This window comes from Paenibacillus sp. JCM 18996 (assembly GCF_055392555.1).
Genome location: NZ_AP043884.1, coordinates 3,051,110 through 3,076,587, shown reverse-complemented (window position 1 = coordinate 3,076,587; position 25,478 = coordinate 3,051,110). Strand labels below are relative to the sequence as shown.

Genomic DNA, 25,478 nt, shown 5'->3' with positions numbered 1-25,478 from the left:
CTAAGTTTCCTCCTTAGAGTCTGTGTTTGTCGGAATGATTATGGTCAGTTTGGTGCCAGCCTCTTTGGAGGACTGGATCTCGACTCCCCCTTCCAAGAGTTCTACCCTCTCACGCATCCCCATAAGACCAAAGTGGGTACCATTGGAAATTGTGTTTTCCATTCGATCCACATCAAAGCCTGACCCGTTGTCTTTAATAATGATCTTCACTTTATCCTTCAAAAAGCTGAATTCGACATGCACATGGGATGCATTGGCGTGTTTCAGCACATTGGAGAAAGCTTCCTGCACCAACCGGAAAATTGCCGCTTCCATCCCGGAAGCCAGTCTGCATTCTCGACCGAGAACATCAAATTCTGTACGTACTCTGGTTTTTTCCTCAAAGTCCTGTACAAACTTGCGGACAGTAGGAACAACCCCCAAATCGTCAAGTGCCATGGGACGCAGGTTAAAAATAATTTTACGGACTTCTTCCAGCCCATCCCTTACCTGGCTCTTCAAATCCTTGAGCTCATCCCTCACTTCCCCATACTTCTGCTTGACCAGCATTCTTTCGGCAATTTCAGTCCTGATGACTAAGTTGGCCATCGATTGGGCAAGCCCGTCATGGATCTCCCTGGCAATCCTTTTCCGTTCATCTTCCTGCGCCAGAATGATCTTAAGCCCCATCATCTGCCGGTTTCTGGCCGATTCCAGAATTCTCGTCACTTTGTTTAAATCCCCAGAGAGGTACTCGAGCGCCACATTCATTTGGTGCACGACCGTTTCCGCACGCTCCAGCTGCCGGTTCACCCGCTTGATCCGATGCTGCATGTCTTCCCTGCGGCTTTTTAAATGGGCTTCTTTCTCTCTGAAGATCGTCAGCTGCATCTGGATGCTTGTTGCCACTTCATAAGCCACCTTGATGTCTTCCTCTTTATAACGCTGAAAATCCCGGCTTACTTCCGTAAGCCGGATTCTCGATCTCTTATAATCTATCTCTAACTTGTCTACCTGGTCAATCGTTTGGGTCGTCAGCTCCTGCAATTCCTGCAGTTCCCTAAGAAGAGTATCCCGCTCAAGCCGGGTATTCTCACATATCTCGAACACTTGGTACTTGCTGTTCTCCATAACTTCCAGCGTTTCTTTTATCACCCGGTCAATTGCATCGTACTTAAGCTCTGCCAAAATGAAATCTCCTTTATGCTTTTGTACCTTTCCTACTATTCTATCATACGTCGGGCATAAAAAGAGAGAGCCTTTTGTTGCATTTGTGATTCAATTTCATAATGTTGCGGACTTATGAATTGACTTACTGCAAAGTGACCGTGTAAGTCGCCTGATCCCAGCCTACTTTCCAGCCAAGATTCTCGGAGATAACGCGCAGAGGCACCATTGTCAGATTGTTCGCCAGCCGCGGAGGCACTTCAGCCGTGATCCTGTGGCCATTCACAATCAAATCGTTCTGGTCATTCCAGAGTTCAATCAATTTATCGCCTCTTAGGATTGTAACCTTTCTTTCATCTTGGTTCCAGTCCACTTTTCCTCCCAACGCTTCAACTACAAAACGAAGAGGAATGAGCGTATTGCCCCGGTCTATGAAAGGCGCCTGCTCCAAAGTAAGAGGATTGCCGTTGACGGAAACAACGGGCTTATTGATGGTCAAGGACACTTTATTATATCCCGCTCCCGGCATAGCCCCTTTGTAAGAGAAAGAGATATCGTCGAAAGAAACCTTTCCCGTAAGGGCTCTCTCATCCTGGCCCTGCTCGGCGTTAACAATATAGATGTTCTTTAATGCAATCGGGTACTTCATGTTATAATCAGCCAGGTTTACGCTAAGGAGCTTCCAGCCTTTCCAGATCACATTCTTGTCTATATCCACTTTGAAAGTCTGGAAATTGGCATCCATAAACTCCGCCCTGAGCCAATTCTTGCTCTCGTCGCCTTCCACTTTCAGGTTCATGTACGAAGGCTCTCCGTCAATGCGCATTCCATAAGAACCGTTAAAATCAACATAGGCCGCCTTGGTGCCGGTTCCTTTGGTAAAATCGTAAGAGAGCTCCAGCTTGTTGTTGCCGGATGCTTCCTTCGCGATACTCATGCCCGCCGCCACTTCATTTGGATAACCGCGCCCGCTGAGCGGGAATGCGATGTTATCGCCGTTGAACCACATCCGTATATCTCCAAGAGGTACCGACAGCAACGTGCTGTAACCGTCCAGACGTGCGGTAATTTGCGCCATTTTGCTGCCTGCCATGCTTTTAACCGTTAACTTTCCGTCTTTGATCTCCCCGTCGATGCCTTTAAGGTCCCATTGGACGGCTTGCGGGGACACCTGCTTGGTCTGGCCGCTCTTGGTCGTTACCACTACAGGAAGATCGTAAGTTCCGCCTTCCATCAATACCAGGCCGTTCGAGGCAATTCTCATATCATTGATTTGATCGCGTCCGATAACTTCGATATCAATGCTTTTCGATCCTTGACCTGAGGTCACCGTCAGTGTGGTGGTCCCGGTTTGGGTAGGGATAAAGACATTTCCCTGGAATTGTCCGATCGGATTGGAGGATGACCAGGTCTGTTTTATATCCTTCACATTCACAGGGTTGTAGTATTGGTCATAGGCTTTGAGCTGAAACCCGACCTGCTCGCCGATCAGCACCTGCGAAGGGCCGCTGACGAATAACCCCGACACCTCTCCTTTCGGAGCCGTGGAATAAACGCCTAATCCGTTGACAACTTTTCTTTCGGAACCGTATTCCGTCTGGTTCACGACTTTCGTTTGGAACTCTCCCAGCGGACGGGCTACCATCTGAGTAGAGCCACCGCCGTCAAGGTTCAGGCCGTTCCAAATCCCGGCTTGGATCATGACCCTCTGAAATTCCTGCATGCTGAGCCCCTTGCTCTCTCCGCTGTTGTCCGCAGTAATGATATACGCGTATCTCTGATCCTTGGAATAGCCCACACCCGTCCTGGAGCGGTTGCCGCCGACACCTTCGAAATCGCGCGTGAACTGGGACGGTTGTCCTTCGTCCACCATCAACGTTCCGCCGCCAATCATCATTTTAAAGGACTCCACATCATAGTTTTTGCTGGAATCCTGGCTGAACATTTTGGCCGAGTAGGTGACCGGATCCCCTTCTTTAAAATTCTGCACCACGAAATCGGCAGCTTTTCCCGCTGCTCTCAGTATATACCCATCCTTCGGGGCTACTATTTTAATGACGCTGTTTACCGCAATCTGTTTAATGATCCCGTTCTGGACCAGCACTTCGGTAGGAACGGTCTTTCCGTCGTTGGCCCGATCCCATTGCCCCCAGGCGTTGGTATACATGAACATGGCGTCAATGGTGCTTTCTACGCCGTTTCTGGCGGGATCCTCAAACCAGTAGTACGTTTTGTTAATGCCTCCGAGAGGAAACTTCGCGCCATTCGCGGCAGTAATCTCCCCTTTGAAAGCAAAAGCATCCACAATCGGACTGTTGTTCTTGTCCAGCGCGAAGCTGTAGAAGCCCTTCAGATCGGGTGCCGTGGCCATCACTTGACCGTTGCTGATTTGCGGCCCGATAGGCACACCCTCCGCCTGGGTGTTGAAAAAGTCCCCGTTCGTCCCGGCTACTGCCCCGGTTTCGTTAGCCATGTTTCTCACAGTGTTATTCTTGGTAAATTGGTTGTTTGTTCCAGTCATCACATCCATCTTGACCAGCGGATTCTTCAAATCTACTTGAATCACATTGACATTCACTTTGATAGGTGCGTTATATCTGGTAGATGACCATACATATTTTTTAAGAATGGCTCCCGACGTTAGTGCTTCCTCACTTGTTTGTGTCAGACCGGATTGTGCGAATGTTAAGGTTGGCGTGACTACGTCTATCGCCATGATAAGTAACAGTGTGAAAACGATACTTCTGATTTTGCCCAAAAACATTTAGAAACTCCTCTCCCGATAGTTAGTAACTTCTCCCCAATAGATATAGACTCCGCCACCCTGCAAAAAGTTACGAAAACAATGCAAAAAATATGAAGCTTGCCGAAAATAAGAAAAAAACCACCTATTTTTTTGAAGTGACCCCAAAAAGTTAGACACTATTTAGTTATGCTGCCTTCAAGGCATGAGTTCGGTACTGCACTGGGCTCATGCCTTTTAGTTTTGTCTTAATTCGTTTGTGATTATAGTAGTTGATGTATTTTTCTAGTTCCACTTTGAACTCTTCAATACTCTCGAATTCCTGTGTATATAAGAATTCGGATTTTAAGATGCCAAAGAAATTTTCGACAACGGCATTATCGTAACAATTTCCTTTGCGTGACATACTTTGAGTAATCCCTCGTTCCTTTAACGCCTGTTGATACTTACGCATTTGGTAATGCCAGCCCTGATCGGAATGAATCAGAAGTGTATCGGCTTCATTCAAACGTTCAAACGCTTGGTCCAGCATCCTGGACACAAGAGAATAGACTGGGCGAGAATCAATGGTATACGTAATAATTTCCCCGTTGAATAAATCCAACATAGGTGAGAGATATAGCTTCTCGCCAAATAGATGGAATTCAGTAATGTCCGTTACCCATTTCCGATTTGGTTTTGTTGCATGAAAATCTCGATTTAGTATATTAGGTGCGATTTTACCGACGTTCCCTTTATATGAACGATATTTTTTCATTCGAACTGTACATTTCAACCCAAGTTCACGCATAATGCGCTGCACCTTTTTATGGTTTACTAGGTGCCCTTCATTGTGCAGTTCATCTGTAATACGACGATAACCATAACGACCCTTGTGTTCATGATAGATGGCTGTAATGCGGGCTTTTAAGTCTGCATCTTTATCTCGTCGACCAAGTGTACTTACCCAGTAATAATACGTGCTACGTGGAATCTGAGCCAGTTGAATGAGTGAAGTAATGGGGAATTCTAGCCTTAGTTCAAATATTACTTGCGCTTTGTCTTGCTTCGTGATTTTTCCTTGTTTTGAACTAAGGCATTCAACTTTTTTAGGTAGGCGTTCTCCATTCGAAGACGCTCTAATTCTGCTTGTAGTGCTTCGACCGAACCTTCAACTTGAGTCGATTTCTTTGTTTCTTTTTTCATGGATGGACGCCCCTTTTTCTTTGGTTCTAGGGCGTCTTCACCTCGTTCTTCCAGAACTCTTTTCCACTGTAGAATGGTCGCAGGCGCTGGAATGTTATAAGTCGCGGCGGTTTCTAAAAGAGACGTCCCTGATTCGTTCATAAAATTCAGTACGTCCATTTTAAACTCTTTTGAATAGGTTGTATACCTTGTGACCAAGCCTTCCATGCCATGCGCTTGATAAAGGGACACCCATTTTGCAACAGATTTGTGATCCACGCCTATACGTGCTCCAATTTCCCTATACGATTCTTTCCCTGTCAAATAAGCTTGTACTGCTTGGAGCTTCTCTTCCGCACTAAATTTACCCATAAAAAAACTGCACCTCCAACTGTTAGTGGTGTCTAACAATTGGGGTGCAGTTCATTTAGGTGGTTTTATGTGAAACTTTGTCGTGAATTAGGCTAATGCGTCCTTTTTCAATAGCTCGGCTTTATCCGTACGCTCCCAAGGAAGATCCACATCTGTACGTCCAAAATGACCATAAGCTGCGGTTTGGCGGTAAATCGGTCTGCGCAGGTCAAGTTCTTTAATGATACCGGCAGGCCGTAGGTCAAAATGTTTGCGGATAACTTCGACGAGTTTCTCTTCGCCAACTTTGCCCGTGCCAAAAGTATCTACGCTGATCGAAACCGGTCTTGCAACGCCAATGGCGTAAGCCAGTTGAACCTCGCATTTATCCGCAAGTCCCGCTGCTACAATATTTTTAGCCACATAACGGGCGGCATAAGCTCCGGAACGGTCAACTTTAGTCGGATCCTTACCTGAGAATGCGCCGCCTCCGTGACGGGCATATCCGCCGTAAGTATCCACGATAATTTTTCTTCCGGTCAATCCGGCATCCCCTTGGGGTCCGCCAATGACAAAACGGCCTGTGGGATTGATAAAATATTTGGTGTTTTCATCAAGGAATTCAGCTGGAACGACCGGCTGGATCACTATTTCTTTAATGTCTTTCTGGATTTGCTCCAGAGTGATCTCTTCCGCGTGCTGGGTTGAGATAACGATAGTGTCAATACGCTTTGGAGTATCTCCATCGTATTCGACCGTCACTTGAGTCTTTCCATCCGGACGCAAATATTCCAGGGTACCGTCTTTGCGCACTTCGGTCAAACGCCGGGCCAGTTTATGGGAAATCGATATCGGCAGCGGCATGAGTTCCGGAGTTTCGCTGGATGCAAAACCGAACATCAATCCTTGGTCTCCGGCTCCGATGGCCTCAATCTCTGCATCGCTCATTTGGCCTTCCCTGGCTTCCAAAGCCTGGTTAACCCCTTGCGCAATATCGGGAGATTGTTCATTTAAGGATACCAATACCGCACAGGTCTGGTAATCGAATCCAAATTTCGCCCGGGTATACCCTATTTCTTTAATGGTTTGTCTTGCAATCGCTTGAATATCGACATATTCCGAGCGTGAAGTGATTTCTCCAATCACCAGAACGAGTCCTGTGGCTACAGAAACTTCGCACGCTACACGCGCATTAGGATCGTTTTGCAGAAAAGCGTCCAACACGGAGTCCGAAATCTGGTCGCAAATCTTGTCCGGATGTCCTTCTGTGACTGACTCTGAAGTGAACAAATGTCTTCCTTTAGCAACAGCCATGTTATCTCAACCTCCTACTACAATAGTATCTTATAAAGAAACAATACCTAAACAAAAAAATGAACCTTTCCCGGCTGGAAAAGGTTGTTATGCTGTTGACAGCATATATGAGGGAAAGCTTGGAAGCCGCCGCAACTTTTAACCTTCGATACATTATCTTAGCGGATTTGTTGAAATGTGTCAAATCATGAATTACTTATCTAAAATTTTATGAGATCTTGTGCTTCATAAAGTAAATAACGTTTCTTCCGCCTTGCGAATCAAACGGCTTACAATCGTTCCACCTACCGCTCCGGTGTTGCGGGAATTAATATATCCCCAATAATCTTCCTTCATTGGAAACTGTGGGATGGCGCCTAACTCCGAAGCAAACTCTGTATCGGTTTGAGCAAAATAAGACTGTCCAACAGGCAGACCCATTTCAGCTGCAATTTCATACTTTAGTGTATCCAGTGCTTGATTGCTTCCAGGAACCAGCTTTTTATTATTTTTAGCCACTATGATCCACTCCTTTTGTCGGTGTAATCATAGTATGTCCGAGCACTCTGCTCTTGTGCGCATAAGTTATTGTAAAAACGGACAAAATTATGGAGAAACCTTCGTGCCATCCGCTTTCATAATTGAATAATTGCCGCGCACCATAACATAAATTTGCGTTTGATTTTTGGTGTCAGGCTTGATTCCTCTGCCTTCCCGCGGGAACAATAGCATGTGGTTTAATTCAATTGCTGTTCCTGCAGCAATATCTTTGCCTGAGGTAACATCAGGTATGCCGTTGTCGTCGCTGCTTACAGCTACGGCTTTACCTGACCTCAGAATAATCTCGCTGCCCGCACCGGCATAAAGGGTTTGACCGGCCTGCAACTGGACCACTGTCAGAGTCTGCACTGATGTATTAGTTGAGTTTGGCGCATTGCCGCCCGGCGCACCTGTGTTGGAGCCTGTTGCCTGTTGCGTGATTTTAGCCAATTCGTCTGTAATCATCTGTCTGACTTTATTTTCGTCTATGCTGCTGCCGGCTGCCCCGGTAGGCGTGCCCGATTTTTTGAGATACTGTTCCAGATAGCTCTTGGTGATTAATGGATCGTCTGCGTTGCCTGGCTGCGCAGCTTCATTACTTTTAGCAGGTTCAGGAAAAAACAAATAGGTTCCTACCCCGCCGATAAGCAGCGCAATGATGGATGTTACGACCGTTCGTCTCATAATCGCCTCCGAATATAGAAAAAGGGACCCTTATTCAGGGCCCCCTCTCTAGAGATTGTTATTAAGAAAGATTACTTAACGTAGATTGTGCAAGATGCCATCTTACCATTAGGAGCAACTGCGTTGATTGTGAAGCTCGAAAGATTGCTTGCATCTCCGCTCAATACACCATTTACAGGATCGATAGATACTGCACTTGCAGGAGCTTGATTGCCGCTTATAGTCTTGGCGTCGGAAATGAAGTATCTGATTCCCAATGCTGCGTTGTAGTCATAAACAGCGGCTTGAACTGTGTTCTCATTTTTGAACTCATTTCCATACTGGTCTTTAACAGTAAGCTTGTTCATCAGGATTGCATCCCAAGCGTTTTTACCGCTAAACGCGTTGCCGGATACAGTTTGAGAAGTCTTGTCAGAAGTAATCGAATCCACTGCAAGCGCATCGGCTTTAACTGTTACGTTGATGGAAGCTGTTTTAGTACCGTTTGGAGAGTTGTAAAGTACCGTCAACGTTGCTGTTCCTGCTTTGTTACCAACTACAGTTGCTGCACCATTCATTACTGGTTGCACCAAAAGTACATTTGCGTCACTTGAAACTGCGGATTGAATTTGACCGCTTGGAATAGCAACAGTATTGCCGCTTGCGTCTTTCGCTGTTACCTTAATTCCGTGAGCTACTTTCGTTCCGAAAAGTGGAGCTGTGTTAGTGTTATTGTAAGTTGTTCCAGCTACAGTAATTCCTTTATCTCCAGCTGCATACAATGTGTTGTCTTTTGCGCCGTCAACAGCAACGCCATAAGTCAACCCGATGTTGGAATCTGTACCTTTGATAACGCTAATCTGACGGCTCACTGAGTATACTTCTGAATTGTCAGTTGTTTTAATGATTTTGGCAGTCAGCTTCACATTCTCATCAGCGTTTCCTGCAATGATGTTGCTTGCCTTATCAAATACTTGGCTGATCGGAACATTAACAGCAGTTCCATTATCAGATACCGCATAGGTTGCACCAGCAACTGTAGTACCATTGATTACGGCAGCAGTACCGGATGTTCCATTGTTCTTTGTAAGAGCAAATTGAACCTGGTATGCATCCTGGTCAGCTTTTAATTCTTCATTGTATTGATCATAAACTTTGAACTTAAATTCGGAAGATGCACCGTACAAGATGGATGTAGCAGGTTCTTCAGTAACTTTCAGAACAGATGGTGTACGAGTATCCTGGATGGATACTGTCATTTGAGCGTTTTTGCCAGTAGCATTGATTCCTACATAAATTGTAGCGGAACCTTTATCAGTGATATTGGCAAGCTTGATTTTACCTTTGTTCTCTCCAGCTGTTTCGATAGTCACATTACCAGTAATGCTGTTTGTGGAGTAAACAGTGAAGCTTGCGATGTTATTAACGATATCGTCAGCGGAAAGCTGGTTTCCTTGGTTATCTTTAACAACAATTGGGATGTATTTGTTAGTGTCACCTTTTGCAAGAGTATCAGTGAAGTTACCGAACTCTACAGTAGCCGGAACTTTAGGAGCTACTACGTTGATAGTTTTGGAAACGGATTGTCCAGTTCCATTTGCGAACAACGTAAGCGTTGCTTGCTTATCTGCAGTTACGCTCTTGGATGTCAATTCGATTTCCGGTTGATCGTCTCCATCGTAATCAGTGAAACCAGTTACGTCGAAGATTCCAGTGTCGCTAACGACGCGGGTGATACCTCTGCTGGAATCCAATCCGGATACCACGTTGCCTTGCGCATCTTTAGTTTGAACTGTTGTTACCTTAGTTCCGTATTGATCGTATGCTGTGAACTTAACGTATGCTTTCTTGCTGCCGGATTCGAAGTTCTTCACTCCGGATGGAAGAATTACATCACCAAGCTCGATTTTGGATACGATTGGAAGATCGCCCACTTTGAAGACTTTGCTTGTAGAAACGCCGCTGTCAGTGTGGATGATAGTAACAGGGAAAGTAGTGTCCTTGCTCAAGCCTTTCAAGTTCAACTTGATTGCTTGTTTTCCGGTTACGTTGGTGTAGCCTACGTTACCAGTTTGGATATTGAAGTTAGTAGCGGACAGGTCTGTTTGCTCACCGTATTGATTAGTAGCTTTGAATTCTACCTGAACTCCGTCAGCTTGAGGCAGAACATCGGAAGCTGTCAGAATGTCGATTTTCTTGATTTGCTCTTTTGTTGCTACAACTTCTGCGGAAGCTTTATCGATTGCAGTTGCGTCTAAACCGCCTAAAGTGACTTTATATGTAGCGTCAGTCAATTTAAGGTCCAGAGCGATTGTAGCAGTAGTTTTGTCAGCGGACCATGTAGTTGTACCAGTTACAGGAATTCCGCCACGAGTGATTGCCAGGCTTGCTTTAGCTGTATCAACAGGTTGGCTCAGCTTCACTGTCAATGTTTTTGCGCCGGTAGCTTTAACTTCGGATACGGATACCTTAGCGCCAACTGGTGGTACGTATTGAGCTTTTGCAGCAGATGCGCTCAGTACAAGAAGATCGCGAGTTGCAGGAGTTGTTCCGTTGAACTTGCCGCTAGCTTCATTGGACAGAAGGCCCAATTTGATAGCCAAAGCAACATATCCTGTAGCCCAAGGAGATACAGTGCTGTCAACAACTGGAGTGATTGTCTTGGCGTCAGCTTCTTTACCCAATCCGCGGATCAAGAAAGTTGCCAATTGCTCTTTAGTTACTTCAAGAGCTGGAGCGTATTTACCGTCGGCATAGCCGTCAGTCAAACCTTTAGCGGCAAGTGCCGCGATGAAAGGAACTGCGTATCCGTTAGCCGGATCGTCTTTCTTCACGTCTGCGAACTGAGTTGGAACTGCGTTAGCGTCAACATTCAGAGCAAAGATTTTGGCCGCTACTTTAGCGTATTGAGCACGGTTCATTTTCTCTTTAAGACCGAATGTGCCAGTAGCTGTTCCTTCGAATGTACCATCACTGATAAGTGCGTCAAACTTGGCTTTTTGATCTGGAGTCAGATCTTTCAGATCGCTGAAATCAGCAGTGGACTGAGTCGCGCCGAATGCTACGGATGCAAACATGGAGAATCCCATAGCGGCGGATAGAATTACGGATAAACTTTTCTTCATAAACTTATTTTCTCCTCCTCGGATATCTTGCGTATGTTTATTATTTAATGAAATATAAGAGCTCGATTCCCTCATTTTCCGATTCACCCCCTTCCCAGAGTTGAGCATGAATTAACAATATAATTAGGTCTGTAACTCTTCGCTACAGAAACTTGTAAATAAAATGATAGAATGCATAGATTTACATATTCACACACTAAAACATTATACAACGCTTGCTGGGTGCCCGTAAAGCGAGAATTGTAAAATAAATCCATGCTGCGGAGCGGTCATCTGTCTGTATTGTTGATTCCACTGTATTAAACGCACGGTTTTGCAAAAAGTTGCGGTGCCCGCGAAATAATTTCGAAATAATGGAAGAATGATTTGACAGAATATTCTGTTCTTTCTGTTATATCATTACTCTTATTCCATTTATTTCACTGGTATTAGTATACATCCCTGACGTGACTTTCGTCATCATGCAGTATTTGGAAGGAAAGGGTGTGAAAGGCAAGTTGATTTTTAGTTTCATTAACGCAACAAACGTCCCGAATAGAGTCCGGGACGCCTTAAGCAACAATATTAATCGAAGTTTTTAGGGAACACCTTGCTGCTGCTACTCTGTATTACTCTTACCGCAATTTGGGCTGCTTGAGCACGGGTCAGGTAAGCTTTTGGCTCAAAACGATAGCTTTGTTTCTGGCCCTGGAACAGGACGTTCGGTATGCCCTCCATGATCTTGGCCTTGTAGACGCCTTCCACCGCCGGTCTTGCGTAAGAATCGATCTGCGGACGGTCCGTGAATATTTTATCCAAAGAAGCATCGAGCTTATCTCCCCGCATGGAAAGCTTCAACTCATTCGCGCGGGCAATCATGGTCGCTGCCTGCTGTCTTTCCAGCAGCTGGTCGGCAGCGAACACGTTGTTCTCCATACCGGTGACAATCCCGGCTCTTGCGGCGGTTTCAATGCTGTAATAGTCCCACTTCGGAGAGCTGGAGCCCGACAAAACATCTACAAACGTGTTTTTGTCATCGGTGATCAAAGGAAGGTTGAATGCTTTGACAAGAATTTTGGCGAATTCACCGCGGGTAATGTTCTCATCCGCACCCATGTCGTTGTAATACAATGCAGGCATATATCCTTTAGCAAACATTGCGGACAGTATATTTCTCGCCCACCCGTGCCTGGCAACATCCAGAAAGCTGCTTTTTCCTTTTCCTACCATATAATATCCAAATTGATCGAATGGAACGGTAATGGTGTTCTTAGTCGTATCGACTTCGCCGCCTAGTATCTTCCATTGCCCCTGGTCGTTCAGCATAAGCACAGACACCACTGTTCCCGCATCCTGCACCACCGAAGGATCAAATTTCAATGTGATTGTACCTCTTTCGGTGGGTACCAGCCTTCTGCTTGTTAATTGCGGATCGGTAAATGCCCTGATATCCGTACCATCTTTGAAAATCGGCAGAACGCCATCCAATTTTTTATTTGTCGGAGATTCTCCATACCCTCCGGACAGCCAGTAAACATCAGAGATACGGGAAAAATGTCTCAGTACGCTGGTAGCAGTAAAATTCGCGGCCAGTCCTTCATTGTTGTTGATGGTATTGCCTGCGTCGTCTCGGAGAGCGACGGCCCCCGTTGCCGGGTCAGCTAATCCGAACAGCAGATTCTGGCTTTCATAGAACTTGAAGTTCTTCGGATCGTTCGGGTTTGCCGATTTAAGAATCGTTCCTTTAGGGAAAGTCAGATTCAGTGCGCCGTTAAACACGGAGTGCTTGGTGGACAACGGCTCCATAAATTGCTCGTAATTCTGGTTCGAGTTGGTGTAATACACTCTGAGCGTATCGTTGATTGGAGCCGTGCTGTTCCGTTTGATCTGCAGTTTGATCGCATTCTCCTTATTGGGTTTCAAGCCCATATAAGTCGCCCGGTACATATCGGTGCCTGTCAGTCTCACAGCCGGCTTTCCGTCAATCAATACTTCCTGCGCGGCTTCCGCTTCGAGGATAATGTCCACAAAGTTTTTGTTCACTACAATTTTATCGTCCACCGTAGGAACCGGCGATACCTTGCGGTAACCGGAAGGTTCTCTTACGATTTCCAGGGTTTGAGTGTTCTTGGCACCGTTTGAATTGGTTACTTCCAGAGTATAAATATGGCTTCCCGGGTTATCGAACAAACGGTCCTTCACCCTGATCACCGAGCTGGCCGATGTACAAGGATTGCACTCTACATTGGCTGCGGCGCCGCTGGCAAAGTTGGTTATAGGCTGGTCCGCAAGAACCTCGCTGCCGCCCTGAGTCAACCTGACTCTATCAACTCCGCTAAGCTGGAATACAAGGTCATATTCTTTGAGGCTCGTCACATATTTGCCGGATTTATTCTGCAATTGTTCAGGCAGGATTGTAAAAAGAGCCGGATCTGTTAGGGCAACCCTGTCCAGTGTATTGTCCGCTTTACGATTTATATAAGAAGGCTGAAGCTTAAGGATCGTCGGTATGTTAGTGTCAAAAATAACGATTTTGATTTCTTTGCTTACTTCTCGCGTGCTGCCGCTCTCCTGATATCTACCGACAATCCGGATGCGGTTCTCACCCACATTAAGATGGGTTCCGATGACTGCATTAGCTGTGAATTTCAGCAATTGCGGTATACCGGTGGTATCAAGAGTAAACAATGGTGCGCTTGCTGCATTTGAGGGATCAACGTAAGTTGTTTTGCCGTTAATGAAAAATTCGTACTGTGGCTGTTGGACGCTCTCGAATCCTATGAACTGCCCTTTAATCGAAATAATCTTACCCGGTTCGGACTTGGAGTTATAATTTACGACCTGGCCGTCGATCGGGTTTTCCAGATAAATATAGCTTTTGGATATCCTGGTAACCATCGTACTGTATGCGGATTGATTGGCCGTGTAATAAAACAACAGGCTGTTGACTCCGCTGGGCAGGTTGGTCACATGGTAAATTTCTTTGTTCTTGTTTAAAGTTTGCACACCTGATGCATTGGAATCATAGTAGTTCCAATTCGTTTCCGCGGTCAAAGACTTAACAGTTCCGTCTGGAAACTTAACTTGAAGCGTTTTACCTTGAGGAGATGCTGCATTATAATCACTTCCGATGGCTTTATCGCTTTCCACCACTACATAAAAATCGGACTTATTTACTTCTCCTTTATCCAGAGGGGTTGTAGCTGTGGTTCCAGTGATTTTATACTCCGTTCCTACCGGCAGGACATTTTCAGTGATAAGCTGAATGTTGGAGATTTTCGTATCTCCTGGGTAATATTTAAACCCGGAGTTAAGGGTGAGCAGCGAATTGTAGTATACGTTCAGAGTTACGGTTTGATTCGATGAAGCCGGAAAGCTGTATGGATTCGTTTTAAAATTAATCAATTTATAAGCATTGGTTACCCCGTCGCTGCCTTTAATTATTTCCTCTTTCAGGCTGGCCGGATCGAAACCGATATCACTGGCCTTACCTGGAGTAGCCGCATTGATGTTGATATATTGATTAGCGTCAGAAGAGGAAAACGGTGCGCTGCTGTAAGGCACCAACATTTCAATATCCAGATTGGCCCTCTCGTCATTCGTACCCGTCGGTGTCTGGCCCGTCAGAAGCGGCTGGTTGCCCGAGTCCAGGATAGAAGCCGGCAAATCTCCAATATGTTCAATGTTCACTCTGGAGAACGGATTGCCTGCGTCATACAAATAAACTTGTCTCTTAAGATCAACTTTGGACGTAGCTGTTTTTAATGTCATGCTGATGGTGTTCAAACCTCGATTTAAGGGCACTCCCGAAATATAGAAAGTCCCGTCCGCCAGAGGACTGGTAGAGAAACCATTGATTACTGCTTCCGTGGCATTAGGCGCTTTACCTTGTAAAGAGATCAAATTATTGGTTACAACCGTTCTGACCCCCTCGTTAAGGTACTGGGGTTGGGCCGAACCGGAGAGCACTTGGAGATTCTGCAGATAAGGAGCCTCCTCGTAAAGGACAAAGAAAGTGTCTGCAGGCTGCGTATTTCCCTGTTTGCCCGAAATCGTAATCTGGTTATACCCCGGGAACAATTCAACAATATTCGCTTGGAAACGTTTTGAAGAATTAGCATCTAAAGTGACAGAAGCAATATTATAATGTGTTGGATCGGCTTCCCAACCGGCAGGCGACTTCTTCCTGAGCTGGTCTACTCGAATCGACAAGGAATTGCTTTCCACTCCCTGAAACGATCCGTTGATCGACATTGTTTTTCCGCTGGAAATATAGACGTTTGCCCTCTGCAGGCCGGCGTCTGAAGCCGCATTATCCTTTAAATCGATAAAATTGGCTGTTTTGCCAAGCTCCGCACTGTCTGGGAAAAAAGAACCGGCTCCCGTAGCTGCTTGAACCTGATTGCCCAACGACACGGGCAGAAGCGTTACTATAAGCGCCACGATCATTACCCAATGCAGCATCTTTTTCTTCATCGTTTAGAATTCCTCTCCTTTGATCTAAAACACAGTTTCTTACATGGTCTATATCGGCAGATACGAATCTTTTGTTTAGCAAAAAAAGACAGAAACTTCTTCGGACATGGCAAAAAATGGAACCCCACGGACTCCCAATATTTATACTCTCTATTATTTTGAAAAAAAAACCGCCAAGCTTAAGCTTGACGGTTCGAAAAGAATACGATTTATTTCATTATTCGGCCTCTCGTGATAGAGAGGGTCTTGATTCCGATTTTATTGATAAGGCCCAGAACAGGTTTCTTGTTCTTGCTTATAATACCGATTGCCTCCGCACCCAGGATGAGGACGAAGAGCACCGCGGCCAGAATCACAATAGTAACGGTTAAGCTTGCCTTAAAATAGAACAGCAGCACGGCGCAAGCTCCAAACATTAAAGAGAGTGCATATATGATCAAAACGGTAACCGGATGGCTGAATCCCTGCTGCAGCAAGCAGTGGTGGAGATGATTCTTGTCCGGCGCCGAAATCGGCAGCTTGTTGACGTATCTCCTGAGGATCGCGAAGAACGTATCGGACAAAGGAACGCCCAGAATCATCACAGGCATCAGCAGCGATACCATGGTAGCCTGTTTAAAGCCTAGTACAGACAAGGCTGCCAGTGTAAAGCCCAGGAATAGCGCCCCGGAATCGCCCATGAAAATTTTAGCCGGATGGAAGTTAAAGAACAGGAATCCGATGATGCTTCCCAGCAAAATAACGCTCAGCAATACGACGGTTACGTTGCCCATCATCAACGCTACTACCATAATGGTTGAAGTAGCAATAGCGGATACTCCCGCCGACAGGCCGTCCAACCCGTCAATCAGATTAATGGCGTTCGACACTCCGACAATCCAGAGAATAGTCAGTGGAATGCTCAGCCAGCTTAAGGAGATCGTGGTATCGCCGAACGGGATATTCAGAAAATCAATCTCCACTCCAAACGCAACGACAACGGAAGCGGCAATAATCTGGCCTAGCAGCTTCACTTTTGGCGACAAATCAAAACGGTCATCGAGCGCACCGACAATAACGATAATCGTGCCGCCTAGCAGAATGCCAAGCGCGACATTGAAATTAATAGAATCGATAGCAGGGGAAATGATGAGAAATGCACCGCAGAAAGCCAGGAAAATCGCGAGGCCTCCCAAACGCGGCATAATCCGGGTGTGAACTTTACGATGGTTCGGCGCATCTACGGCTCCTACCCAGAAAGCAAACTTCTTCACCAAGGGCGTGAGCAGCAGCGCCATAAGACAAGCAGCGGCAAAACCGATTCCGTATAATAAATACATTGATTGCATTGTAATTCTCACTTTCCCCTCTAAATCACTTATTGGCGAAATAACTTTCTCCCATTTAGCCTACTACTGAGTAACCAAATCTGAACAATTATGAAACCACAAAACTGAAATGCGGCATCCAATGAAGGTTAATTCAAAAGAGTGCCGCATTTATTATAACGTTCTTATTAGAGGAAGGCGAGCACCGTTTTCCACGGTTTTTAGGCGCTTTTCTCTATATTGTAACAATTACCTTGGATTTTGCACCGTTTTCTTCTCGCGCATCACTTTGACTGCGAATTTCGGCAGTGCCAGCATTCGCTTGTATCTCCATGGCTCCTTGAGCAGACGGTAGAACCATTCCAATTTGAGTTTTTGAAACAGCACTGGGGCCCGCTTCGTTCTACCTGACAGGACGTCGAAACTGCCGCCGACACCCATCATGACCGGGACGGACAGCTGCTTTTTATATTTGTCGATCCATGGCTCCTGAGTAGATGCCGAACGTCCGACAAAGAGCAGATCAGGCGCCGCCGCTTTAATCTCCGCAATAACCTCCGCGTCCTGGTCCTCCCCGAAAAAGCCGTCATGGGCTCCGACAACTTCAATCTTCGGGTACATCAGCTTAAGCTTCGCCGCACTTGCTTGAATGACCTCACTTGACGCCCCGAGCAGGTAAACCTTCCACTGCTTTTGCTCGCCCGCCTTCATCAGCTCATGCAGAAGATCGTAGCCCGCTACGCGCTCAGCCACCGGATTGCCCACGTACTCCGCGGCCCATACGACCCCCGCGCCGTCCGGAACGATCAATTCGGCCCGTCTCATCATCTCCGAATAATTCGGATCTTCCAAAGCCGCCATCACCATAATCGGGTTAGCCGTAATGACTTGATGGGGTTCTTTCCGCTCGATAACTGCAGTTAAATAATCCACGGTTTGCTTCATATTCATTTTGGAAAAAGGAATGCCGAAGAGGCTCACTTTAGGTATACTCATCCCATCTCATCCTTTATTTCGTAAATATACGGCAATCTGCCGGGCGGGCTCCTGGGCCTGTGATTTAAGTCCGTCGATCAGCTGCTTTTTGGAGTCGATCCATTGCTGAGGATGGTGCAACAGCTCCCGCGCCTCGCCAGCCAGTTTATCTGAGGACAGGTTCGCGGCTGAAGCTGATGCAGACATGTCCAAACGGCGAAGAAACTGGTCTATCTTGGGGTCATACGAAATCCCGAGCATTGGTACGTATTGTGAAGCAGCGTATATCAAGGAATGCAGCCTCATGCCGATGAGCAGCGAACACCTTCCCACCTCTGCAAGCATGTCTTGAGGATGCGTGATTCCCCGCGCGGTTTCTATCCGCCCTGCATATTCAGCACCCAGCCGGTCCGCTACATAGCGGGATGCCTCTTCATCCGAGGGCAGATGAAACGGCAGGAACCGCACCCTCACCTGTTGCTCCTCTGCCATAACGTTGCGAAGCGCCAAAGCCAGCCCGTCCAGTTCGGAGCGGTCCTCGTTCCAATAACGGACGGAAACTCCGATAACCGGTTCAGTGCCCTTATGTTCAGAAGCTTCTACTGATCGCAACGGCAACCCCATGACAGGATCCGGCACTACGTCCACACGTGATTCAGACAGTCCAATCTCGCGCAAAAGACCCGCTGATTCCTTGTCCCTGACGGAAATATACTTGCTGCTCCGGAAAGCGGAGCGGATGAGCGGAAAGAAGCTCTTTCGGTTAACCGGTCCGATACCCTGGGAGTAAACGAAGGTAGGCTTCCCTAACCACTGGGCCAATTTAATTACAGCGGTGTAATAAGGAATGGTTTTGCCGCTGGTCACATCCTGCAGCAGGCTGCCTCCCCCGCTGATTAATCCGTCAACGGATCGAAGGGCGCGAAGCACCTCCCTAGGTTTCATCCGGTGAACCGCCTCGACGCCGTACATTTCCCGGGTCAGCTCCGGATTAATGGACAGCACCAGCGGTTCAAAAGTGATTCCCTGCTGCGTTCCTTGTTCTTTCAGAGCAAGCAGAATCGATTGAAGCACAGCTTCATCGCCGCTGTTGTTAAAGCCGTAATAGCCCGAGAGGGCTATTCTTTTGACACCGGAGCCCATCGGTTCCAACTCCTTGCAATAAATTCCCAGACAACTATAAACACGATGCCTGTCAGCACTCCGAACACAATACCGTAGGTGATCCTTATCGCCGAGATCATAACGGGAGTATGCAGGTGGGCAAAGGTATCAACGATGGATAATTGGCCGATTACCCCAATCAACATCACATACACCGCGTTCTTATATCTGACGGATAAGTAAGCGCCCAGGATAAACAGAGGATGGGCAATGAGGAATTCTTTAGTCCGCGGCCTTATTCTTAATGTGTTTTCCAGGAACGAGCGGAAGTAAATTTCGAAAGCCGAAGCTTGTCCCGCGTTCCCCGTTCTCGTCAAATAATAGTAAATGGCGGCCAAAGCAGCTCCCGCCACTATGATCCACAGCACATTGATGTTGTATTTCAGCACACTTCCCACTTTACCCGCCCTCTGCGACAGGGTAAGCGGCCGGCTGTAAAAGAGCAAATAGATAACTGTGATTACGATCGGCAGCAGGTGCAGCGCGCTCACGCCCCGGAACTGTTCAAGCAGCAGCGAGTAAGTGATTCCGTTCAGCAATCCGATAATAAACAAGACACCCATCAGGGAAGTCACCGTGGTTCTCAAGAAGAGCTGCAAGCTGAAGCCCAGACGAGACCCCGCTTTCTGTGCAGCGCCGCTTTCCACCGTGCGGATGGCCCGAATCATGGCCACACTTGGCGCGCATATGGCTGCGGCCAAAGCTAACAGCTGGGAACACAGGCTTGGAGAAACCACATAGAGTCCGGCAGCCCCAAATACCCCCAGCGCCAATACAGCCAGAGCCAGTGCAGGTTCAAAGTAGCTCACTGTCAAAGCAAGCAGCGAAAGGGCTGCAGCAAACAGCACGATTTTCGCAAATTTCATCCAGCCCGGAGTGACGGATTGGAAAGGTTGGGATTGCCCTAGTGTGAAGCCTGAGTGCTGAATCCGGTTCACAGCTCCATCGGGCCCCTGCAGTGAAGCATAGATACTATTTAAAGGGTCCGCAATTTTGGCCTTATCCGCATTTTTGGTAGCGTGGGCGTGCAGGAAGACCATGCGGATGTTGCGGTCCTTCACTGCCAGCACGAAGCGGTCCGAAGTGGTCAGGATTTGCTGCTTGAGTGCCGCCCCGGATAAGCTTTCGGACAGCTTGTCCGAATCTTTTTCCGTAAAGGAATGGAGCCTTACTACATTATAGCCTATATCCTTGGCGACTTTGTCGAACCCTTTTTGCGGCTGTTTAAGCAGCTCGATCGCACTCAGGCCGATGCCATGCTTCTTCAACAGCGCTGAGAAGTCCTTTAAACCGGATCGTTTCGGATCGTCGTTATACCCCGGCACTTCTTCACCGTCTATAATCAACCGGGATACTCCCAGCTTCTTCATTTCGCCCAACATGGCGTCGTATTGTTCCGGCACAAACGCCCTGCGGTTTGACAACCGTATCACAGGATGGAATCCTTGCGCCTTTAACTCGCTCATGGTGGCGAAATCGGGGTCCATCGGTTTTAACACGGCTTCGTCCATGGGCATCTCAATAATCAACCCCGGTTGATTTTTATAGCTCCAAGGCCGCGTGTTGACGCCGATCGAAGAAAATGCTTTTTGTATCACCGGTTTATACTGCTTCTCCGCCTGCGCATCAGCAAACAGCAGATAAGTGAAGTTTTCGGTAGGTGAAATCGGCGTTTGGTTCAAAGCTCTGGCGTCTCTTGAATTAAACAACTCAATCTTGCGTTCCAGCTTCAGTTCGTTAAGGGACGATTCGTAGAAAGCCAAAGAATGCACGCCCGCCTTCTTTAGCTGATCTAACTGGTCCGCGACGAACCCGGCCGGATTGCTCCTGTAATCGGATATTTCAAGCAAATTGCGGTAATCGAAAACAAATTCCACCTTATTCGCCGACTGTTCCCGATTAATTCTATTCACTGCCATAGGGATGGAAGCCACCAGACCGGCGATGACAACCCACCATAATATTTTTTGCAGCCTATGATTCCACTGCTTGTACCATTGGACCAACTCTTCCACTCCTTCACATGCTGTCGTACATTCTAAAACCCCTTCAGGACACTGCTGTCCTAAAGAGGTTTTTTTGTTTCCAAAAAATTATCCGTCTACCCTCGACATCACAGCTTTATTCAAATCGTTCAGTTTAGCCGCCGCATTATCTACCGAGGAACCCTTTACGGCGAAGTAAACTTTAATTTTCGGCTCCGTGCCGGAAGGCCGCAAGCAGAACCAGGAGGAATCTTCAAGAATAAATTTCAGCACATTCTCTTTAGGCAGACCGTGTATGCCTTGTGCGTAGTCTTCCCTCTGGGCGACTTTTAACCCATTCACTTCCGCCGGAGGGTTGTTTCTCCAGTCTTCCATGATGGCCTGGATCTGCTCGACGCCCTGAATGCCTTTCAACGTCCGCGACTCCAGGCTTTCCAGGAAGTAGCCGTGCGTTTCGTACAGATCCTGAAGCACGTCGTATAATGTTTTACCTTGGCTTTTATAATAAGCGGCCGCTTCGCAAATTAACATCGAACCCAGCACAGCGTCTTTGTCCCGCGCGTAGGTGCCCGCCAAATAGCCGTAGCTTTCCTCGTAGCCGAACAGGAATTGATGCTCGCCCGTTTGCAGGAATTTGGTCATCTGTTCGCCGATATATTTGAACCCGGTCAGCGTGTCCATCGTCGCGACTCCGTAATGCTTGGCGATGACCGCCCCCATCTCGCTCGTCACGATCGTCTTGATGACCATGCCGGCGGCCGGCAGCTTGCCCTGCTGCTTCATGCTTGAGAGCAGGTAGTTGACCATTATCGCTCCGGATTGATTTCCCGTAAGCACGAAATATTCACCGTTCGGATCCTTCACCACCGCTCCCATCCGGTCGCAGTCGGGGTCGGTTCCGATGATGATATCGGCATTCTGCTCTTTAGCCTGTCCGATCGCGATGCGGAATGCATCCTTTTCTTCAGGGTTGGGAGATTTCACGGTAGAAAAGTTGGCGTCCGGCTTCTCCTGTTCCGGCACCACGTGCACCTGCTCAAATCCGATCTCTTTCAATACCGCGCGAACGGGCAGATTGCCTGCGCCATGCAGCGGAGTATAGACAATACGGAAATCCGGACTGATCTTCTTCACTGTCTCCCGATTCTGGCTGATAGCAGCCACTTCTGCGATATACGCCCGGTCGATCTCTTCGCCGATCCATTCCAGAATGCCCTCGGCTTCCGCCTTCTCCCGGTCAATCCTGCGGACGGACGAGAAAGATTGGACATCGTTGATACACCCGATCACCTGCTCGGCGAATTCAGGCACCAATTGGCCGCCATCGGCGCCATACACTTTATATCCGTTATATTCCGGAGGGTTATGGCTCGCCGTTATGACCACTCCCGCCGTCGCTTCCAGCTTTCTAACGGCAAAAGACAGCTCGGGTGTAGGACGGAGCGATTCGAACACATAAGCTTTAATTCCGTTGCCGGCGAGCACAAGCGCGGTTTCCAGCGCAAACTCGGGAGACTGGTTTCTGGAATCGTAAGCGATCACAGCTGAAGGCCGCACCGCTTTCTGGCGCAGGATATACTCCGCAAGTCCCTGAGTCGTCCGGCCCACCGTATATTTGTTGATGCGGTTTGTACCTGCTCCTATAACGCCGCGCAAACCCCCAGTGCCAAACTCCAAATCTTTATAAAAACGGTCCTCAACTTCGGAACCTTGCTCCGCAATCTGCTTCAGTTCGGACTTCGTCGAGTCATCGATCATCGGATCATTCAACCACAGCTCATACAAATTCTTCACTCGATTGGATTCGCTCATAAGATTACCCCTTTTTGAATGAATTTTTAGAAAGGAGAAGTCAGCGCAAACATCAATTCTCCCTGGGCCGCTACTTTGTCACCGACTTTGGCCAGAGCTTGTCCTTTGCCGACGGAACCTTTTAATCTGGTAATTTCCACTTCCAGATGGAGTGTGTCCCCAGGCACCACCTGCTCACGGAAACGAAGGCCGTCTATGCCCGCAAACAAGCCGATCTTGCCCCGGTTTGCCTCCAAGCTCAGCATGGCGATAGCGCCCACCTGGGCCAAAGCCTCGACAATCAGCACTCCGGGCATGACCGGATATCCGGGAAAGTGCCCCTGGAAAAAGGGTTCGTTTACGGTTACATTTTTCAGCCCGACAGCTTTTACCCCTTCCTCCAGTTCCAGAATCTTATCCACCAACAGAAACGGGTAGCGGTGGGGAATAATCTTTTGAATTTCCTCAGCGTTCAACAAGTCCGAGTGCTCCTCCCACTAATTGGTATCGATTGGTATAAAAGGCTGCGACATAACTTACAATAACATTGTCCCTTCACGAGCTGCAGTAGTGGAGGTTGATATAAGGGAGCATTCGCCGGGAGTATTCCTTGCTTATGCTCTTTTTTCTGCAGTTATGCAAGTTTGGCGCAAAGACACCACTTACATTATACCTTCCCCGGCACAAAAAAAAAACTCCCCGAGGGAGTTGATATACCTGAAAGCGAGAGTTCGGCTGCCCCATCTGCGATGTGCTGCGCACACGGGGAAGTCTCTTTATGTGTTAGCGAATATCAGTTCGAATAGATGCTTCCATGTTGAAAACATCCAGGCCTCGCGCAGGCTGCCTTTACCGATGTAAACATATCCGATCAACAATCCCGCTGCGAGAGTGAGCGCACAAAGCAGGGGAACTCTTAGCTCCTTGCAGATCTTCAGCAGGATAGAGCCTGAGCGCAGCAGCTTGGAAGGCGCACGTTTAGCAGGCTGAACGTCTTCCTGTTCCTGTTCCGTCATCGTTAAAGCTCCTCATTTTCGTTATCCGCGCAAGTTATTCGCGAGCCCCATCATCGTATCGGAAGAACGGATCGCTCTGGAGTTCAGCTGAAAAGCGCGCTGCACATTCATCATCTCCGTCATCTCCTGTGCAACATCGACGTTGGACTGCTCCAGGAAGCCTTGGCGAACCTTGATTGAATTGGGATTGCCAGGGTTCGGCAGTTCCGTACGAAGAACGTCGTTGTAGGCTGCTCCGGGCTGGAGCTCAAACAGGTTATCCCCCGACTGCTGCAAAAGCTGAGGACGCAGGACCCGCACCAGCTTGATCTGTCCTGCTCTTACAGGCGCCGTGCCGGGGGCGGCGTTATTGTAAGACATTATGACTCCGTCAGGTTGAATCTCGAGCCGGGTATTGGCCGGAACCGAAACCGGCCGCTCATCAGCCCCGATAATCCGCTTCCCGTCCTTGGTTGTCAGCAGCAAAGTGCCGGGAGCCTGGGGATTGATCGAAAGCGCCAAAGACCCGTCCCGAGTCCATTGATTCGCGCCGACCTGCAGCAGCCCCTCACCTTCAAGGGAAAGATCCAGGGGATTGCCGGTTTCCTTGACCGCTCCCTGGGACATGTTCAATGTTGCCGCGCCGAGCATGGAGCCGTAGCCATGAGTAATGCCAAGCGGAGTCAATCTGCCCTCTTCTTGAAAGCTTTTGGGCTGGCTGCTGATATTTGTCAAAACATCCTGGAAGGACGCCTCTTTCTTTTTATACCCTACCGTGTTGACATTAGCAATATTGTTAGCCATCATATCCAATTTTTGCTGTAAAGCATTCATGGAGACCGAGGCGCTTATTATAGAGTTATTCATTCAGGAACCTCCTATTTAAAAGGGCCGTCATCCGCTACACTCTTCCCACTTCGCTGACAGCCTTCTCCATGCTTTTGTCATAAAATTGGATCACTCTCTGATTGGCCTCATATGCCCGCAGCGCAGTATTCATGTCTACCATAGCCTGCGTAGAATCGACGTTGGAGCGCTCGATAAAACCCTGCTTCAGCTGGACTCCGGTAAAATCGGCCAGAGGAGCCGCCGTATTCTGGTCATCCGGGCTCACACGGAACATCCCGTTCCCTTCGCTGAGCAGTTTCTGCGGGTTGTCCACCCGGGTAATCTGCAGCGTCGCCACCGCTTGTCCAGTCTCTGTCGTTAAAACGCCGTTAGCCGCCAATTTTACCGGTTCCGTAATGGTAATAGGTTGATTCCGGGTGTCCATCACCCGTAATCCTCCAGCAGTGACGAGCTGCCCCAAGCGGTCTACGGTAAATTTGCCATCGCGCGTAAAGCGCTGCTCCCCATCCTGACCAAGCACGGTAAAGTAGGCTTGAGGCTGATAGACAACCGTTCCGTCCGCGTTCCTGGATTTGCCGGAAGCGTCAAAGTTCATGTTCGGCACCCGTATGTCGGATACAAGTGCAAAATCATAGGAATTTTGCGTTTCCATCAAATCGCCCTGTGTATAGATTGTCGGAATTTCTTCCGTGTATACTCCGGTATTGATTTTTCCGAGGGGCATGCGGCCCTGGCTGGAATCATCGCGGATCTTCGCTATGAGCATTTCCGGAAACGAACGGGAAACGGAATAACCCTGTTTGTAGCCCGGTGTATTTATATTTGCAATGTTATTCGTGACTGTGTCATGTTTTCTCTGCTGTGTAATCATTCCCGACGCGGCGCTGTACAGGCCTCTTAACAAGTTCTTATCCTCCTTAGGCACAATGCGG

17 protein-coding genes are annotated in these 25,478 nt (G+C 47.8%); all 17 read right to left on the bottom strand.

Annotated features, from left to right (window positions below; all coding sequences use genetic code 11):
• The 17 genes from ACZ5N7_RS15100 to ACZ5N7_RS15020 all read right to left on the bottom strand — a co-directional run bounded on the left by ACZ5N7_RS15100 (position 1) and on the right by ACZ5N7_RS15020 (position 25,450).
• Positions 1-1,167, bottom strand: a complete 1,167-nt coding sequence (locus ACZ5N7_RS15100; protein WP_464655304.1) for a sensor histidine kinase — start codon at positions 1,165-1,167, stop codon at positions 1-3.
• A 124-nt stretch (positions 1,168-1,291) separates the two neighbouring features.
• A complete protein-coding gene (locus ACZ5N7_RS15095; RefSeq protein WP_464655302.1) occupies positions 1,292-3,910 on the bottom strand; it encodes a stalk domain-containing protein in 2,619 nt (872 codons plus the stop codon).
• A gap of 166 nt (positions 3,911-4,076) precedes the next feature.
• A protein-coding gene (locus tag ACZ5N7_RS15090; protein ID WP_464654521.1) for an IS3 family transposase occupies positions 4,077-5,425 on the bottom strand; the annotation gives its coding sequence in 2 pieces (ribosomal slippage) (positions 4,077-4,981 and positions 4,981-5,425; 1,350 coding nt in all).
• Between the two features lie 87 nt (positions 5,426-5,512).
• Positions 5,513-6,718, bottom strand: coding sequence for a methionine adenosyltransferase (gene metK, locus ACZ5N7_RS15085; RefSeq protein ID WP_464655300.1), 1,206 nt, complete (start codon positions 6,716-6,718; stop codon positions 5,513-5,515).
• 225 nt (positions 6,719-6,943) lie between these two features.
• On the bottom strand, positions 6,944-7,216 hold the full coding sequence (locus tag ACZ5N7_RS15080; RefSeq protein ID WP_464655298.1) for a small, acid-soluble spore protein, alpha/beta type: 273 nt from the start codon (positions 7,214-7,216) through the stop codon (positions 6,944-6,946).
• A gap of 87 nt (positions 7,217-7,303) precedes the next feature.
• Entirely contained in the window at positions 7,304-7,921 is a 618-nt protein-coding gene (locus ACZ5N7_RS15075) for a hypothetical protein (RefSeq protein ID WP_464655297.1), read from the bottom strand.
• A 71-nt stretch (positions 7,922-7,992) separates the two neighbouring features.
• Entirely contained in the window at positions 7,993-11,100 is a 3,108-nt protein-coding gene (locus ACZ5N7_RS15070; protein WP_464655295.1) for an S-layer homology domain-containing protein, read from the bottom strand.
• A gap of 489 nt (positions 11,101-11,589) precedes the next feature.
• Entirely contained in the window at positions 11,590-15,480 is a 3,891-nt protein-coding gene (locus tag ACZ5N7_RS15065) for an S-layer homology domain-containing protein (protein ID WP_464655293.1), read from the bottom strand.
• A gap of 209 nt (positions 15,481-15,689) precedes the next feature.
• Entirely contained in the window at positions 15,690-16,799 is a 1,110-nt protein-coding gene (locus tag ACZ5N7_RS15060) for an MraY family glycosyltransferase (protein ID WP_464659299.1), read from the bottom strand.
• A gap of 237 nt (positions 16,800-17,036) precedes the next feature.
• On the bottom strand, positions 17,037-17,783 hold the full coding sequence (locus ACZ5N7_RS15055; protein ID WP_464655292.1) for a WecB/TagA/CpsF family glycosyltransferase: 747 nt from the start codon (positions 17,781-17,783) through the stop codon (positions 17,037-17,039).
• Between the two features lie 6 nt (positions 17,784-17,789).
• Positions 17,790-18,905 (bottom strand): polysaccharide pyruvyl transferase CsaB, encoded by a 1,116-nt coding sequence (gene csaB, locus ACZ5N7_RS15050; RefSeq protein WP_464655290.1) that lies wholly within the window; start codon positions 18,903-18,905, stop codon positions 17,790-17,792.
• Complete coding sequence (locus ACZ5N7_RS15045) at positions 18,881-20,941, bottom strand: DUF5693 family protein (RefSeq protein ID WP_464655288.1); 2,061 nt, start codon at positions 20,939-20,941, stop codon at positions 18,881-18,883. The genes csaB and ACZ5N7_RS15045 overlap by 25 nt, the downstream gene beginning before the upstream one ends.
• 78 nt (positions 20,942-21,019) lie before the next feature.
• The gene (locus ACZ5N7_RS15040; RefSeq protein ID WP_464655286.1) at positions 21,020-22,723 is read right to left on the bottom strand and encodes a phospho-sugar mutase; all 1,704 of its coding nucleotides are present in this window, start codon (positions 22,721-22,723) and stop codon (positions 21,020-21,022) included.
• A gap of 26 nt (positions 22,724-22,749) precedes the next feature.
• Positions 22,750-23,181, bottom strand: a complete 432-nt coding sequence (gene fabZ, locus ACZ5N7_RS15035) for a 3-hydroxyacyl-ACP dehydratase FabZ (protein WP_464655284.1) — start codon at positions 23,179-23,181, stop codon at positions 22,750-22,752.
• Positions 23,182-23,478: 297 nt separating this feature from the next.
• The gene (locus ACZ5N7_RS15030) at positions 23,479-23,718 is read right to left on the bottom strand and encodes a DNA-directed RNA polymerase subunit beta (protein WP_464655282.1); all 240 of its coding nucleotides are present in this window, start codon (positions 23,716-23,718) and stop codon (positions 23,479-23,481) included.
• A 21-nt stretch (positions 23,719-23,739) separates the two neighbouring features.
• A complete protein-coding gene (locus ACZ5N7_RS15025; RefSeq protein WP_464655280.1) occupies positions 23,740-24,564 on the bottom strand; it encodes a flagellar hook-basal body protein in 825 nt (274 codons plus the stop codon).
• A gap of 34 nt (positions 24,565-24,598) precedes the next feature.
• Positions 24,599-25,450 carry a flagellar hook-basal body protein gene (locus ACZ5N7_RS15020; RefSeq protein WP_464655279.1) on the bottom strand — a complete coding sequence of 284 codons (852 nt, stop codon included), beginning with the start codon at positions 25,448-25,450 and terminating at the stop codon, positions 24,599-24,601.
• Positions 25,451-25,478: the final 28 nt, after the last annotated feature.